At 61.4% G+C, this 12,769-nt stretch carries 14 protein-coding genes; 5 read left to right on the top strand and 9 right to left on the bottom strand.

The window, feature by feature from the left end:
* A partial coding sequence (locus ACFCU0_RS06660) for a hypothetical protein (protein WP_434972886.1) occupies window positions 1-290 on the bottom strand: 290 nt, incomplete at its 3' end.
* 1,226 nt (window positions 291-1,516) lie between these two features.
* Window positions 1,517-1,723 carry a hypothetical protein gene (locus ACFCU0_RS06655; protein WP_434972885.1) on the bottom strand — a complete coding sequence of 69 codons (207 nt, stop codon included), beginning with the start codon at window positions 1,721-1,723 and terminating at the stop codon, window positions 1,517-1,519.
* A 617-nt stretch (window positions 1,724-2,340) separates the two neighbouring features.
* Between ACFCU0_RS06655 and ACFCU0_RS06650 the strand changes: the two genes are divergently transcribed.
* Window positions 2,341-2,745 carry a hypothetical protein gene (locus ACFCU0_RS06650; RefSeq protein ID WP_434972884.1) on the top strand — a complete coding sequence of 135 codons (405 nt, stop codon included), beginning with the start codon at window positions 2,341-2,343 and terminating at the stop codon, window positions 2,743-2,745.
* Between the two features lie 208 nt (window positions 2,746-2,953).
* On the opposite strand, the gene ACFCU0_RS06645 is transcribed toward ACFCU0_RS06650, so the two are convergent.
* The 4 genes from ACFCU0_RS06645 to ACFCU0_RS06630 form a co-directional block, all read right to left on the bottom strand.
* The gene (locus ACFCU0_RS06645; protein WP_434972883.1) at window positions 2,954-3,277 is read right to left on the bottom strand and encodes a hypothetical protein; all 324 of its coding nucleotides are present in this window, start codon (window positions 3,275-3,277) and stop codon (window positions 2,954-2,956) included.
* Window positions 3,278-3,474: 197 nt separating this feature from the next.
* On the bottom strand, window positions 3,475-4,419 hold the full coding sequence (locus tag ACFCU0_RS06640) for an endonuclease/exonuclease/phosphatase family protein (protein ID WP_434972882.1): 945 nt from the start codon (window positions 4,417-4,419) through the stop codon (window positions 3,475-3,477).
* Window positions 4,420-4,613: 194 nt separating this feature from the next.
* The gene (locus ACFCU0_RS06635) at window positions 4,614-4,781 is read right to left on the bottom strand and encodes a YqaE/Pmp3 family membrane protein (protein ID WP_434972881.1); all 168 of its coding nucleotides are present in this window, start codon (window positions 4,779-4,781) and stop codon (window positions 4,614-4,616) included.
* Window positions 4,782-4,874: 93 nt separating this feature from the next.
* Window positions 4,875-5,540, bottom strand: a complete 666-nt coding sequence (locus ACFCU0_RS06630) for a class I SAM-dependent methyltransferase (RefSeq protein ID WP_434972880.1) — start codon at window positions 5,538-5,540, stop codon at window positions 4,875-4,877.
* Window positions 5,541-5,714: 174 nt separating this feature from the next.
* Here ACFCU0_RS06630 and ACFCU0_RS06625 point away from each other — a divergent pair, with 174 nt between their 5' ends.
* The 3 genes from ACFCU0_RS06625 to tsaE all read left to right on the top strand — a co-directional run bounded on the left by ACFCU0_RS06625 (window position 5,715) and on the right by tsaE (window position 8,760).
* On the top strand, window positions 5,715-6,479 hold the full coding sequence (locus ACFCU0_RS06625) for a WG repeat-containing protein (RefSeq protein ID WP_434972879.1): 765 nt from the start codon (window positions 5,715-5,717) through the stop codon (window positions 6,477-6,479).
* Window positions 6,480-6,543: 64 nt separating this feature from the next.
* The gene (locus ACFCU0_RS06620) at window positions 6,544-8,112 is read left to right on the top strand and encodes a response regulator (RefSeq protein ID WP_434972878.1); all 1,569 of its coding nucleotides are present in this window, start codon (window positions 6,544-6,546) and stop codon (window positions 8,110-8,112) included.
* 219 nt (window positions 8,113-8,331) lie between these two features.
* Window positions 8,332-8,760: a tRNA (adenosine(37)-N6)-threonylcarbamoyltransferase complex ATPase subunit type 1 TsaE gene (tsaE, locus tag ACFCU0_RS06615; RefSeq protein ID WP_434972877.1), complete on the top strand. Its 429-nt coding sequence runs from the start codon at window positions 8,332-8,334 to the stop codon at window positions 8,758-8,760.
* 130 nt (window positions 8,761-8,890) lie between these two features.
* Here the strand turns inward: tsaE and udk are convergent, their stop codons facing one another.
* The 3 genes from udk to ACFCU0_RS06600 all read right to left on the bottom strand — a co-directional run bounded on the left by udk (window position 8,891) and on the right by ACFCU0_RS06600 (window position 11,005).
* A complete protein-coding gene (gene udk / locus ACFCU0_RS06610) occupies window positions 8,891-9,517 on the bottom strand; it encodes a uridine kinase (RefSeq protein WP_434972876.1) in 627 nt (208 codons plus the stop codon).
* A 54-nt stretch (window positions 9,518-9,571) separates the two neighbouring features.
* Window positions 9,572-10,372, bottom strand: a complete 801-nt coding sequence (locus ACFCU0_RS06605; RefSeq protein ID WP_434972875.1) for a YaaA family protein — start codon at window positions 10,370-10,372, stop codon at window positions 9,572-9,574.
* Window positions 10,373-10,663: 291 nt separating this feature from the next.
* Window positions 10,664-11,005: a YtxH domain-containing protein gene (locus tag ACFCU0_RS06600; RefSeq protein WP_434972874.1), complete on the bottom strand. Its 342-nt coding sequence runs from the start codon at window positions 11,003-11,005 to the stop codon at window positions 10,664-10,666.
* Between the two features lie 487 nt (window positions 11,006-11,492).
* Between ACFCU0_RS06600 and ACFCU0_RS06595 the strand changes: the two genes are divergently transcribed.
* Window positions 11,493-12,296, top strand: coding sequence for an alpha/beta fold hydrolase (locus tag ACFCU0_RS06595; RefSeq protein ID WP_434972873.1), 804 nt, complete (start codon window positions 11,493-11,495; stop codon window positions 12,294-12,296).
* The last annotated feature ends 473 nt before the right edge of the window (window positions 12,297-12,769 follow it).

The raw sequence follows: 12,769 nt of genomic DNA, 5'->3' as shown, positions 1-12,769 counted from the left end.
CCGTTGCCCTTGTCGTTGTCGCCGTAGAAGTACTTGCTGGCAACAATGTTGGTCGACAGCTGGCTGAAGTGCGCGGGAAACTCAACGTCCTTCTGCTCGAAGATCGTGTCCCCGGATGGATTGGAGATCGAGGCATCCCGGGTTTCCCACTCGCACGAGTCGAACGGGTGCTCTCCTTCGCTCGAGAAGACTCGATCGATAGAGAGCCCACCCTCGAGCTCACTCGTGTCTGGAAGGTCCGGTGCGCCCCCATCTCCCTGAAAGAGATTGGAGGAATTGGATTCTGACATGCGTCGCGTGTGGATTTGTATGGATAATGTGCCGGAAATGCTGGCGGTGCCGGTCGCGGCGATCGAGCCGGCGGCGGCGCGGTTGTGTCTCTGCTGTGACGGTCGGGGCCCGGACGGGTACGATGGCGCCAATGTCGTGTGCGAAGCCGGTCGCAACCGAACGGGTCGCACGGGTATCACCGGCCCCGTGCACGCTCGCTGATGCGTACGCCTGGGGGACTCGGATCGTGCTGGAACGCCCCGGGGCGATCATAGCACGCCGTGTCATCGGTCCAGACGGTCCCGCCGCCCTCTGATGTCGCTATGAGGTCCCGCCAACCTGCTATCGTGGAGCCGAGATGCGGTCTCTTCCCGCCCGAACTGGCGACCGATGCGCATCGGTGACCCGGCCGCTGCCGCCGCCGTTCTCACCGTCTGCCCCTCCCGGGCTCTCCCGCCCGGGGCTCCGTCGACCTGCACCGACCGTCTGAATGTTCGCAGCCGAAACGGACGCAGGCGGACGCGGATGGTGATGCGCGCCGTTGCTCAATCAAATCGTTGGGACCCGGTCGCTCGAGTCACCGTGTAGTGGCTTCTGCATAACGGTCATCAGAAGGCGGATCGACAGAGCGCGTGTTCGATTCAGCCTCACGCCGGAATACCGCTTCACCGGACTACAAAAAGAACGGGCAGGGACGCCGTTATGCAAATCTGTTTATCCACAATCTCCTAACGTCCTGCCGTTAGCGCATTTGCATAACGGAGATCCGTCTGATGGCGACGACGCCGATGATTTTGATAACACAGCGGAGACCGATATCTGTTATTGTTCAAGTCCGTCACAGACGTCGATCTCACGCACAAAGTTATCCACAGACGCGTCCACAACAGGCGCACCAATCGACATGCCCAAAAAACAATAACGGGTATTTCAACGCGCGGCCCGTTTCACCGCGCCCGGTCCACGCACTCATCGGGCCTTCGCGACGACTCAAGATAAACGGTTTCCCCAAAAGCCACACAGCGCCCTTCCCCAAAACCGAGAAAGGGCGCTGCCTGACAACCGAAACACCGGACACGCCCGACCGCTCAGCCCATAACGCCGAAGTACTGCATCGACGCGCGACGAGTCAGGATAAGGCACGGCATCCTTGTGAGACTCATGCGACACACCGGGGCAGCGCGGGAAGACAACGGCCCGGCCATGAACGTCTCACGGAAGGATAAATAGAGGGCGGACCACCGGGTCAATAATCCGACAGGTCGTCGCCGAAGTACTCATCGTACGTGTCGTCGTCTTCATAGGTATACTCTTCGTCATCCCCGGCGAAGCCGTAGAACTCATCGCCCTCGTACGGATCGGCGTCGAAGAGAAGATCGTCATCCATTAGGGGACCGCCCATCATGGAGTCCTCGAGGATCAGGTCGTCATCATACATTTCATCGTAGAACATGGCGCTTCGATGCTTCTGAGATACGGGGTGGAGTGATTAGGATGCCGGGAAACCGGGCGTTCCGAGTGAATGGCATAGGTACCTGTTCGGGACGGAAAAGGCCGCGGCATTGTTGTTTCTGACCGGTTCCTAAAATGAACAGCAAAAAAGTGCGGCATTGACGCGCGAGGGTTCGACAGGTTTCCGAACGCCGGAGCGCAAACAACCGGCATGGAAATGATCGCCGAATCGCGCAAATGCAGAGGCATCGTACAAAGAATCTGTCTCATGCACAGCCGCACCGTATGGAGTTACGATGCAGAGCCCCGCGCGCATCCCCGTCATCCCCAACGGCAGACGCAGGTGCGCTTTCGGAGGATCCCCTCACCTATTTCGGCGTGCCCGAGCCGGGAAGACGAACCGAGCGATGAACATTCCCCAAATCCGCGGGCGATGCGCGTGGCATCCGTCCCTTTCGCCGCAAATTCCCGGACCGTCCGGAAAAACGAGGATCGTTCACGAATCCTGCCACGGGCGACCGAGTAATGCATAGACCACGGGCAAGCCGATATCGTGTCGGCTCCGGCTCTCGACACGCTCCGTAACGTAATCCGACGACCCGACGATTATTCGCTCCTATGGCTGCCGAAAGTAGTGCGTATCCCGAACCCAGTGATTTTGAAGTTATGCGGCCGTCGTACCGCGAGACGGACGACGGGTTCGTGCAGGCGACCATAACGATTTCGCCGTTCCGTGTCCAGGGGGAAAGCTCCTCGAAGGCGGGCGCCCGTCGCGCGGCCCTCTACGAAGCCCAGAAAACGTATAAATCGTACCACCCGGGCTACACGATGAAGAACCCGTACCCGGACCATTTCGTGGACGGCGAGGGCATGGAGTGGCATCGCCTCCCCCCGTTCGAGCGGGGAACGTACGGCGACTACAAGTTCGTCGACGACCAGGACGAAGAAGATTACGTCGACATCGACACGATGCTGCTGTGGGATGTTCGTCCGGACACGATCCTTGAAGCCGAACAGTCCTGACGCTTCGTCCCGCTCTCGTGCGTTCAGGCGTCGGCCGCCGAAAGAACGTCCGATTTGACGAACAAAGCCGCTCTCCGACCGAGAGCGGCTTTTCTACATCTGCCCACTATGTCTCGCGCGCGAGGACGCGACCGGTTGAGGTAACCGCGTGCTCACACAGAGAAACACGGTACCCGTCGCTCTTTCTTTCGCGCCCGGTCTTTGGCATCTACGACGGCCGTCCGTCCAGGCGATTCAGCACGCGCTCGGTTTCTCGAATCAGCGCGGCAACCGCATCGGCCCGTGCCTGGAGGTGTAGCGCGTTACGACCCTGCGCCCGTGGACCGGCTGCGTCGCCCTTCTGAACGGACGTGTCCGCCACAATAGCATCGCAGTCCTCGCTCAGCCGCTCCGCCATGGCCTTCAATAGCATCAGGTCATGACGCGCCTGGCGCACGGCCTGTCCTTTTGGAGCGGGACGCGGCGTGGAGCGGTGTGGACGGAGCATGGTCGGGACGCGGTCTTCCAGCGCGAGAGGCTTGATCGCATTCATGGCTGGCAACGGGTAGAGAGAAGCAGGAGCGGGGTCCGCCGCGCCGGACTGGAACCGCTTCCAGAGTCCTGGCGCGCTCGGGATAATATAATACCCAACGCAAGGCTTGACCCTTCCCCGCGCCCCCCCCGGATCCGCCGTGCGGAATTCTCTCAGTAGATCGTGGAGGAATTCACTACACGGGCACCGACCGAAGGTTACGGCGCCACACCCGCCGGAGCCTCCCACTGAATGTACGCGTGCACCGGCAGATGGTCGGAGATTTTGCGCGCGTCCTTTAGCGTGGAAAAGGACCCCGTGAAATCGGACACGCCGCCGCCGGACACACGTAGGGGGCCGGACTCGAAGAAGATGTTGTCGTATTCATTGGCGAGGTGACCGTTGCGGCCGTCCCGACGCTTCCGGCGGAGGCTCGTGGGCTGGTCATCGATCACCGGTCGATAGCCAAGACGCCGGAGCCCGTCGAACGCTTCGTCGTCCTCATCGAGATTGAAGTCGCCCAGCACGATGAGGTGATCGGACGCGTACCGGGTGTGCAGAGCATCGAGCTGGCGAACTTCATGCTCCGGATCCTTCGACCGCGGGACGGCGTGAATGCTGGCCACCAGGAACGTGCCGCCGCCCTTCCGGTCCCGGAAACGGGCCATAAACGGCTCCCGGTCGATAGAACGCGCAAGCGTCGGCTCAAGCCACGCCCGCCCGTCGAGTGAAGCCCGTGATGTCTTCCACAGGTAGGCATACCGTTCGGATCCCGTCCCGCTGGTCGGGTCGCTGATGCGATAGTCCCAATCGAACCCGCGCCGGTCCAGTTCGTCCACGAGGCGGCCGACCGCCTGCGCTCCGGCAGGTCCGGTGGAGATCTCCTGGATGGCGACGACGTCGTAGTCCCGCAGCGTCTCCGCCATGAACGCGACCTCCCGGTCGTTCTTCGACTGACCGAAGTTGTACAGATTCCATGTGACCAGGCGAAGATGCGGCCCACTCGGCGCCTGGTCCGACGACGCCGTTTGAATCGTGGCCACCGGGTCCGTCGCCTCCTGCGTCGCGATGCCGAGAATTTCAATGCCCGTAACGTACTCTACGCCGGCAACCGTGCAAATGATAACGGCCACCAGAAGCAGCCGCTTGATCTTGGATTCCATGAATCAGAAACGTCAAGCAAAAAGAGAGACCAGGACGAATGAACGTCGGACTCTCCCGACCCAATTGCGAAGCATCTCCCTCGGAGAATATGTGAGTTTCATGTTTCAGGAGATGCCCGCCACGATATACGGCGCCACGCCGGCGTGATCTTGTGTACGTACTTTCGTGCCCGTTCCCCCTCACGCGGCGCGCCTCACCGCGTGTAAATCCAGACGCCGTGGATGATACCGGGAATGTACCCGATGAGGGTGAGAATGAGATTGATCACGAAATCCGTCCCGAGACCACGCGCCAGGAACACGCCAACGGGCGGAATCAGGATAAGAAGCAGGAGCGAGACGAAATCGTTGTTCATGGCCATGGATGCGCAGGAAGAATGATCTATCGAAGTCGCAGTGAGAGGTCGCAGTGAAAGGCAGCAGGCGCTTTCGAAGCGGCCGCTCCGAGCGGAAGGCTACCGCTTCCGCGCGAGCGTCACCCCGTCGGCGAGGGGCAACATACTGATATCAACCCGATCGTCGGTGTGAATCGCTTTGTTCAGGTCGTGTACCACCTGCACGCTCTCCTCCTCAATGTCGGGGTGAGCCACCCGTCCGTCGCGAAACGTATTGTCCAGCGCGATCAGCCCGCCGGGCCGCACGAGGCGGAGGCAATGCTCGTAGTAGGCCGGGTAGTTGGTCTTGTCGGCGTCGATGAACGCGAAATCGTAAGACGCCTTGAGGTTCTCCTTTTCTAGCATGTGGACGAGCGACGCCTTCGCGGGTGCAATGCGGAGGTCGATCTTGTCGGCCACACCGGCCTCCTCCCAGTACCTTTGGGCGACCGCCGTGTACTCCTCGCTGATATCGAGCGCCGTGAGGCGACCGTCCTCCGGTAGAACGTCTGCCACCGCCAGCGCGCTGTACCCGGTAAAAACCCCGACCTCGAGCGTACGGCGTGCACCCATGAGCTGGAGCAGTAGCTGGAAGAACTGCGCCTGCTCCGGGGCGATCTGCATGTCAGCCTGCGGATGCGACATGGTCTCGATCCGGAGCCGCCGCATCACCTCGGACTCCCGAAGCGACACGTCAAGCAGGTATTCCTGAAGGTCATCGCTCAGACCGATCGACTTGTTGGACATGCTATTATCGGAGCCTTGGAGAAGGTCGGGCGAATGGACGCGGCTACGGGCGGGTCAGGCCAACCGCTGCTCGCGGCGAATGGATCCCGGGGGCGCGTGCATCGCAACGTTTAAGGGTGGGATGGGTACAGATGCGTGCTATTCGTTTCTCGAACCGCGCTATCGCCACCCGGCATGTCCTCCGCCTGTCCTCCGATCCGCTCTGCCATTTCCACCGCATTTGCCCTCCTGCTGGTCGTGTGTATGGCGATCGGACTCGTCGGGTGCGGAACGCAGGATGATGACACCGGAACCAGATCTCCCGCGAACACGACAGATCGCGTGCTCTTCCCCGTCGAGCAGGATGGCCGCTGGGGCTACATCGACCGGACCGGCCAGGTGGTGATCGAGCCGACGTTTGAGCGCGCCTGGGCCTTTGTGGACGGTCGCGCCCTCGTCCGCGAGTCCGGGCGGTTTGGGTTTGTCGACTCCTCCGGGCAGGTCGTGGTCGAGCCGACCTACCGGGATGCGTGGCACTTCAGCAATGGCCTCGCACCGGTACAGCAGGATAGCCTCTGGGGCTTTATCGACCGATCCGGCAACTTGGTCGTGAATCCGACATTCCGCCTCGCGCCGGATGTGGTTGAAGAGAGCCGCCGCTCCATTGCCGGCGGCGACGGTGACCTTCAGCGAACCGCGCAGAACGGCCGATTCGGCTATCGGAACGCATCCGGCGACACCGTCATCGCTCCACGGTTTGACCAGGCCTGGTATTTCCGCGACGGCCGGGCTCGCGTAAAAGTCGATTCGCTCTGGGGATACATTGATCGCAGCGGCTCGATGGCGATCGAGCCCGCCTTCCCGCGGGCCTGGGACTTTCGCAACGGACTGGCCCGCGTGATCCGCCCCTCCGGCGAACGGGCGTACATCGATACGACCGGTGCCACCGTTTGGCCGTAACGAACCGCCTCGTTCTGCCCCCCCTTTCCTCCACGCTTTTCTTCCTCTGCCGCCCGCTTCCACCATGAATGCCCCCCGGATCCTCTGGGCCGACGACGAGATCGACCTGCTCCGGCCCCACGTCATGTTTCTCGAAAAGAAGGGATACGACGTGACGACCGTTAGCAACGGGGCCGATGCCGTCGACATGGTCGGCGACCGGGCGTTCGACGTCGTCCTTCTCGATGAACAGATGCCGGGCATGGACGGCCTTGAGACGCTGGAAGCCATCAAGGACGTCCGGCCGGAGGTCCCCGTCGTAATGGTCACCAAGAGCGAAGAAGAGCAGCTGATGGAGGAAGCGCTCGGTGGGCAAATCAGCGACTACCTGACCAAACCGGTCAACCCCAGCCAGATCCTCCTCACCATCAAGCGCCTGCTCGAACGGCAGAAGCTCCAGCGCGAATCGGTCTCGCAACGCTACCTTCAGTCCTTCGGCGAGATCTCCCAGGCGCTCCATCAGCCGATGGAGCACGCCGACTGGACGGCGCTCTATCAGAAGCTCATCCGCTACGACATGGAGCTGTCCGGGGACGACGGGGCCCGCGACATCTTCCGCGACCAGTTCCAGGACGCTAACCGCTCCTTCGGACAATTCATCGAGGAGAATTACTTCGACTGGATCGCGGACGTGTATGATCCACCCGACGACCGACGACCCATTCTGTCTCACGAGCTCGTCCCCGAGTACGTTCTGTCGGACGTCCGCTCCGGCGACCGGCCGGTCATCTTTTTCGTCATCGACTGCATGCGTTACGACCAGTGGCTGGAGTTCGAGCCCCTTCTCCGCCCGCACTTTTCCATCCAGACGGATTTTCACTACAGCATCCTTCCGACGGCGACCCCCTATTCTCGAAACGCGATTTTCAGCGGGCTCCTTCCACGAGACCTGACGGATCGCTTTCCGCAGGTCTGGGAAATGGCCGAGGAAAATGAGCAAAGCCGCAACCAGTACGAGGAGGCCTTTCTTCACGATCAACTCGACCGGCACCACCTGGACGACCGCAGCGTCCGATACGACAAGTTGATCGCGACGGAGGACGGGCGCAGCTTCGCCGGGAAAGTGACGAATCTCACCCAGCACGACCTCAGCGCCGTCGTCGTCAACTTCGTGGACATCCTCGCCCACAGCCGGTCCGACTCGGACGTATTAAAGGAACTGGCTCCGGACGAGCCGGCCTACCGCTCGCTCACCCGGACCTGGTTCGAGCACTCCTGGCTCCTGGACGCGCTACGCACACTGGCGGATCAGGATTGCCGGATCGTAATCACCACCGACCACGGCGCCATCCGGGCACTCCGCTCCACCAAGGTCATCGGCGACCGGGAAACGTCGACCGCCCTGCGGTACAAGTACGGACGCAACCTTAAATGCAATGAGGACGACGCCATCTTCATCCGCGACCCGGAGCGCGCCGGCCTGCCCGCCCATTCGATGAACACAAACTACATCATCGCGAAAGAGGACTACTACTTCGTCTACCCGACGAACTTCCACTACTACGAAAACCTCTATCGCGACACGATGCAACACGGCGGCTGCGCCATGGAAGAAATGATCCTCCCCGTCGTCACGATGGACCCACGGAGCTAGCGGTGTTTATGCGTTGCGGCGCTGGTGCGTTGCGGCGTTGGATGGTACGGATTAAGGATTGGGAATTTGGAATTCAGAATTGGGATTAAGGACTACACGTTCCAGCCCCCCACCACTTTGACCGCCCGCCCCAACACCCGCAGATACCACACATACAAACATACAGATATATTCACCCATTTAAACACATCAACACCTCAACACATTCACCCCCCCCCGATGTATTCCCTCTTTCCTGTCATCACGCAGTCGGTGGAGTCAACGATGGATCTTGGCGCTCAGGTGGCGGATATGCTTTCACCGGGCGATGTCATCGCGCTGGACGGCGACCTCGGGGCCGGGAAGACGCACTTCGTGAAAGGACTGGCGCGGGGACTGGGGTACGCCGCACGGGAGGTGCGCAGCCCCACGTTTACGATCGTGCAGGTGCACGAGGGGGGGACGATGCCGCTGTACCACTTCGACGCCTATCGCGTCGGCTCGCCGGAGGAGTTCATTAACCTTGGCTTCGAGGAGTACGTCTACGGCGACGGCGTGACGGTCGTCGAATGGCCCCGCCGGGTGGAGGACCTGTTGCCCGAACACGCACGCTGGCTGCGACTGGAGCATGTCTCGCAATCAGAGCGCCGCATTTCTACGGATCGCTGACCCAGGCGTCGACGACGCCTGGAGCGCATCACCCGGCCTTTCCATCTTCAATAAAAAAAGCGCCGGCGTCGGCTACCGGTGCCACGGGTTTCTCCATTGAGGATGCGACGGGGTACGCCGAACAATTGGCTCAACCCACCTTGTGCAGCAGATCCTGAATGCGGGCCAGCACCATCTGGATGGCGACGTGGTTATGCCCGCCGCGGGGAATGATGATGTCCGCCTTCCGCTTAGAAGGCTCGACGAACTCGATGTGCATCGGGCGAACGGTGCGTTCGTACTGTCGCAGGACCCCGTCAATCGCACGACCGCGTTCCTGGATGTCGCGGCGAATGCGTCGCATCAGGCGGATGTCGTCGGCGGTGTCGACGTAGATCTTGATGTCCATTGCCTCCTCCAGCTCCGGCTCCGCGAGGACGAGAATGCCCTCGATGATAACGACCGGACGCGGCTCCACCGTCTCGGTCTCCTCTTTCCGGCTGTGCGTCGTAAAGTCGTAGATCGGCTTCTGGATGGTTGCACCCTCGACCAACTCGTCCAGATGCTCGCGCATCAGCCCGGTCTCCAGCGCGTCCGGATGGTCGAAGTTGAACCGCTCCCGTTCCTCCGGCGGGTGATCGGACAGGTCCTGGTAGTACGCGTCGTGATCCAGGACCGCGATCTCATCGGAGCCGAAGGCCTCGATGATCCGGCGCAGGACAGTTGTCTTTCCCGATCCGGATCCTCCGGCGATTCCGATAATGACGGGCGATCGCATGGGCGAACAGTGGATGCAGCAGAGGAGACGAGCGAAGGTCCGCCGCGGGCGGGATCACCCTTTGGCCATGACCAGATTCCACGTCTTGGTTTCATCGTCGAACGTGGACGCGTCCTCATCCCAGACGAAATCGTCTGGATGCTCCCATTCGCGCAGTTCTTCCAGGTCTTCGGCCGTTTCCCGAACAATGAAGTTCACGAGCTGTCCCCGCTGAACCTCCAGGTCCGGGCCGGTCACCTCGTCCCCGTCCTCCAGGAAGGTGACCTCAACGCGCGCCTCGTAGGTATGCTCATCGGTCCACGCGGAGCGGTTCACTTCCGGAAGCAGGTCCCACACCCATCGGTCCTTCAAGTTCTCATTGAGGAGCGGGCTGATCTGCGGGCGCCAGTAATCGGTGACCGGGCCGATCTCGCCGAAGTCGACGTCCATCCCAAGACGGTAATTCGGAATCAGATCGTCGGGCCGCAGTAACCCGAAGAGGCCGGAAATGATAACGCCGTTTTCGAGCAGGCGCCTCTGGGCTCCGGTCGGCAGGTTGGCAAAATCCATGGCCGCGTACATGATGCCGGGGCTGTACCGGTCGAGTGCCGACATCAGCGGGGCGTCGTAAATCTCAGAGTTCACCTCGACGAACTCCTCCAGTTCATAGCCTTCAAGCTCAAACGTTTCCGCGGTCGCGTCCTCATCCTGGATGACCTTCTGTAGGTCGTCAATCAGGGCCCGGCGCTCAGGGTTGAGTTCATCAAAATAATTAAATGTACCCGAGGTCCGGTAATCGAACATGTCTGGTGCGAAGGGATTCCCCCCGGGTTGCTTCGTGGTGGCCGGGGCGAGCAGGACGGTAAGATTTGGCATGTAGGGGAGGCGCGTTCAGTGGAAAATGGGACGTCGGGCGGCGCACAGGACCCGAACGGGGACAGATCAATGCGGCGTCGGCGGACGGCGTGGCGGCGCGAGTCCGGTCTTCGACCAATCGTATGGGAGATGCAACGCGGGGGCAGGAGGCGTACGAGGACGCAGCCGGTGTCCGGCTCGGACAACCTCGCAGGCGATGGGCGACGACCGCATGGCTGCCGTGCGCCGTCGCATGGCTGCCGGGCGTCCATCGCATGGCTGCCATGCGTCCATCGCCGGATCAGACCGGTACTATTCCGTGTCCGATGACGAGCGGGAGGTCGAACTTTGCTTCCGAAGCTCTTCGAGGAGAGCGTCGATATCGTCGCGGATGTGATCAGCCTGAGCCTGAGCATCCGCCACCATCGCGTCTCTGTTCTTTCGGGCCTCGCTGACGGTGCTGGAGCCCGCGTATCGCCGTACCGCATCGCCCGCCTCTTTCGCCGCGCGCTGAATCTGGTAAGCGATCCGGCGGCGGGCATCCGGCCCACGCTTGGGAGCGAAGATCATCCCGAGCGCGAAGCCCACGGCTCCGCCCGCGATGGCACTCCAAACCCCGATCTGCGTCGCCTTTCGCTGTAATTCCGTGCTCATGGGCCGTAGTTCGTTAACGACAGAATGCCGAATGGGATACCTCCAATGCAAAAGTGTAGCCGTTACCGGGCACCCGATTGCGCAATGCGCGTGAGGATTCGATAGAATCGCCGTGCATCCTCCGCTCGATGGGTCAACGCGGTCGCGTGCTACGTCTGAAGCCGAAGCGGGACCGCTGGCAAACCGCGGCTACCTGGGATACACCTGTGGTAAAACGGCCTTCCACCTTCGATTCGTATTCCGACGCACGGGCAATTCTCAATGTGTGTTTCAACGGTCACACCCATCCTCAGGCACCCGTCGGGCGTTGGTCGAGGCGGTCATTATCCCCCTGCCGGGCTTTTGAATGTTACCGACCTCGTGCGTTTCTTGCAAGGAACGTCCGGCGCGGGTATGGGCTCGTTTCATTTCCTCACCTGTAGGGCGTCTATAGCCCTGTCCCGGTTCATCGGCGACACGTTTCCTCGGTCTCTCAACCAGCCCCTTTATGCACGACACACCGTTCACCGTCCGCGAACTGGACGCGTTCGAATACGTGGACGAAGGTCCGCGCGACGCCGAGGTGCCCCCGGTCGTCCTGCTACACGGCATGCTCGGGGACCTGAGCAACTGGACGACGACCATCCAGGCGCTCTCCGCCCGGGGCTACCGCGTGCTGGCGCCGACGATTCCGGTGTACGATCTTCCGCTCGGAGAAACGAGCGTGCCAGACCTCGCCGAATTCGTAAGGTCGTTCATCGAGGCGCTGGACCTGGACCAGACGGTGCTGACGGGAAATTCCCTCGGCGGGCACATCGCGCTGCTCTACGCGCTGCGGTATCCCGAAGACGTAGCGGCCCTCGTGCTCTCGGGGTCGTCCGGCATCTATGAGGCCACCCTGGGAACGACCACCATGCGACGCCAGGATCGCGACTTCATTCGGGAACGGACCGAAATGACGTTCTACGACCCGGCCCACGCGACCGAGGAACTGGTCGACGAGATGCTGGAGATCGTGAACGACCGACCGCGAGCGCTGCGCCTGATCAAGATCGCCCGGTCGGCCGACGAGGAGACGGTCACCGAGCAGCTCGAAACGCTGCCCATGCCGACGCTGCTGATCTGGGGGCACGACGATGTCATCACGCCGCCGGATGTCGCTGAGGAATTTCGCGACCGGATGCCGAATGCCCATCTACACTTTATCGACGAGTGCGGCCACGCTCCGATGATCGAACACCCGGACCGCTTCAACCAGCTCACGCTGCGATTCCTCGATACGCTGGCGCAACAAGACCGCTTCCAGCAGTAGATCGGTGTCCATGACCCGAAGGGATCCGGGCCCGTGGCCAACCGCTCCGGTCGACCGCTACCAATGCCGTACACGAAAGTGGACACACGCCCGAAACCGGTGTCCACTCCACTGTACACTTCACCCATTGCCCCCCGCGACAGCCTCTCAAAACGGCGATGACGGTGCGTGGCACGTGCGTTGCCATGTGTCTACCGTCCAGTTGGAAGGTGCCTCCACGTTCCAGCTGACCTTCGTGTCGAACAGCACGACAGGGTTCACTATCGCCGGGCTGACGCGTTTTTGGGTGAGCGCGCCAGCTCGGCGTTTTTTATACCCGGCGTTCCCGCAAGATGGTGACAGTACGGTGTCATCATCCCCCTGTATATTGAAGCGTTGACCGGCGAACGAACAGAAGTTTTTGCGACATCATGTTATGCGTCGCCCTGCCTCTGTGTCTTGAAGGTACGATGCACCAAGAAGGTACGACGCAC

Origin of the sequence: Longibacter sp., assembly GCF_051155795.1 — a bacterium.
GTDB lineage: Bacteria > Bacteroidota > Rhodothermia > Rhodothermales > Salinibacteraceae > Longibacter.
Note: the sequence above shows the minus strand (reverse complement) of the source record. Positions and strands in the feature narration are given on the sequence as shown.

Excerpts from the sequence above, each read along its gene's own strand:
- ACFCU0_RS06655 (WP_434972885.1), bottom strand. The coding sequence starts at position 1,723 with ATGTTCTACGATGAAATGTATGATGACGACCTGATCCTCGAGGACTCC.
- ACFCU0_RS06650 (WP_434972884.1), top strand. The coding sequence starts at position 2,341 with ATGGCTGCCGAAAGTAGTGCGTATCCCGAACCCAGTGATTTTGAAGTT.
- ACFCU0_RS06645 (WP_434972883.1), bottom strand. The coding sequence starts at position 3,277 with ATGAATGCGATCAAGCCTCTCGCGCTGGAAGACCGCGTCCCGACCATG.
- ACFCU0_RS06640 (WP_434972882.1), bottom strand. The coding sequence starts at position 4,419 with ATGGAATCCAAGATCAAGCGGCTGCTTCTGGTGGCCGTTATCATTTGC.
- ACFCU0_RS06635 (WP_434972881.1), bottom strand. The coding sequence starts at position 4,781 with ATGGCCATGAACAACGATTTCGTCTCGCTCCTGCTTCTTATCCTGATT.
- ACFCU0_RS06630 (WP_434972880.1), bottom strand. The coding sequence starts at position 5,540 with ATGTCCAACAAGTCGATCGGTCTGAGCGATGACCTTCAGGAATACCTG.
- ACFCU0_RS06625 (WP_434972879.1), top strand. The coding sequence starts at position 5,715 with ATGTCCTCCGCCTGTCCTCCGATCCGCTCTGCCATTTCCACCGCATTT.
- ACFCU0_RS06620 (WP_434972878.1), top strand. The coding sequence starts at position 6,544 with ATGAATGCCCCCCGGATCCTCTGGGCCGACGACGAGATCGACCTGCTC.
- tsaE (WP_434972877.1), top strand. The coding sequence starts at position 8,332 with ATGTATTCCCTCTTTCCTGTCATCACGCAGTCGGTGGAGTCAACGATG.
- udk (WP_434972876.1), bottom strand. The coding sequence starts at position 9,517 with ATGCGATCGCCCGTCATTATCGGAATCGCCGGAGGATCCGGATCGGGA.
- ACFCU0_RS06605 (WP_434972875.1), bottom strand. The coding sequence starts at position 10,372 with ATGCCAAATCTTACCGTCCTGCTCGCCCCGGCCACCACGAAGCAACCC.
- ACFCU0_RS06600 (WP_434972874.1), bottom strand. The coding sequence starts at position 11,005 with ATGAGCACGGAATTACAGCGAAAGGCGACGCAGATCGGGGTTTGGAGT.
- ACFCU0_RS06595 (WP_434972873.1), top strand. The coding sequence starts at position 11,493 with ATGCACGACACACCGTTCACCGTCCGCGAACTGGACGCGTTCGAATAC.